The sequence below is a fragment of the Micromonospora sp. NPDC048999 genome, assembly GCF_040649295.1.
In the GTDB taxonomy this organism is placed as follows: domain Bacteria; phylum Actinomycetota; class Actinomycetes; order Mycobacteriales; family Micromonosporaceae; genus Micromonospora.
The window spans coordinates 1-1,360 of the sequence record NZ_JBEZFI010000108.1 but is presented as its reverse complement, the minus strand read 5'-3'; the positions used below and the strand labels follow the sequence as shown (position 1 = coordinate 1,360).

Annotated in this window: 1 protein-coding gene; it reads right to left on the bottom strand. The window is 56.5% G+C overall.

Going from position 1 to position 1,360, the window contains the following annotated elements; all coding sequences use genetic code 11:
- Positions 1 to 520: 520 nt before the first annotated feature.
- The gene (locus AB0C02_RS33585) at positions 521 to 1,222 is read right to left on the bottom strand and encodes an SMI1/KNR4 family protein (protein ID WP_357553242.1); all 702 of its coding nucleotides are present in this window, start codon (positions 1,220 to 1,222) and stop codon (positions 521 to 523) included.
- Positions 1,223 to 1,360: the final 138 nt, after the last annotated feature.

Here is a 1,360-nt window from a genome sequence, read left to right as displayed (position 1 = left end):
TTCGATCATCTTGTCGATGACCTTGAGGGCAAGCTCGTCATCTTCGATGATTTGGGCCATCCGCGATTCTGGGTCAAAGATAATCATCTGCTCTCCAGAATTACCCAATCTGATCAGCACGTACCTTTCCAGCGGTGCATCCCAAATATCGCGGAACTCTTCAGTTGTTGTCATGGAACAAAGGTCCCATCTCGCATCCATTTTTCCACCCTATTTCCTCGCGACCCATGCCACCAAATCCTCCATCGTGCTAAACACGGGTACGCCCATTGCCTCAACGTCTCGGCGCACGAATTTGCTGAACTTTGGATTTGGCGCAAAGACTGCTACGCGGCTGCCTTGTCGTCGTTGACCGCCTTGTCTTTTGACGACATCGGGTCATGTTTCCCGTAGGGGAACAGTTGGTACAGCGGCCGACCAGACGACCTCATCCAGGCCGTGACCAGCAGTTACCCGAACACGCAATGACCCTGGTCGGCCACCGCTGGCGCACATCCGAAAGCCCTGGAGTGCCCCAGCCTTACTCCGCGAATACGACACGCAATCTTCGCCGGCCGATGTCATCGACCCAGGGCTCTACTCCCACAACAGCAGCGTCGTCCGGCGCCGACACCACCGCAGTATAGATGTCGCCTCCATAAATCATCGCGGTGTAGCTCTCGATCTTCACCATGTTCGAAACATCCTCGTACCCACCCAACAAAAGGGAAGGCGTGAGGACAACATTCTCTTCAGGAGGGACGTGGCCGAATTTGCCAACACAGGCCAACGCCGTCGGATGAGAGGGGCTTAATGCATTCTGCACAATCTCCTGATCCAAGAAATGCGCAAACGAGTCGAAGATGGGCCGCACGCTCAAAAGATTCACATCGAGGAGGTAGACAAGATCTTCGTAGGAACTTCCGGTCCAGCGCAGCGCGTACTGATCTCCGAAGGCAGTCTCGCCGAACATGAGGAAAGAGGGATCTGCCTTTCCACCCCAGGCGAATCGCCATCCGTCCTCCTGGTTCCAAGTTCGAAGATCCATGTGCCGGTCCTCACGAATCCCGAACACGCGGTTCATGCCGCTGTGAACTGTGAATCCATTTGCGATACGGAGAGCTGCTGCGTAAACACTCGGCAGCTCTCCCAAGAGCCTCTCCGTCCGGTCAGAATCGTCTAAAGCCTGTCCCACATCTGCAAGCTCCAATCCGCGCAGACGTCGGAGAACATCCTCGCTCATCGCACCCCCTCACCACATCACGCAATGTACACGCCGTCAACGAGGCTTACAGATCAGCGAACCGCTGCCGCTGTAAGGCACCACAGTCCCTCGTCCCGCGCGGCTGAGTCCCAAGCCCGCCCCGCTGCCATCCCGTCG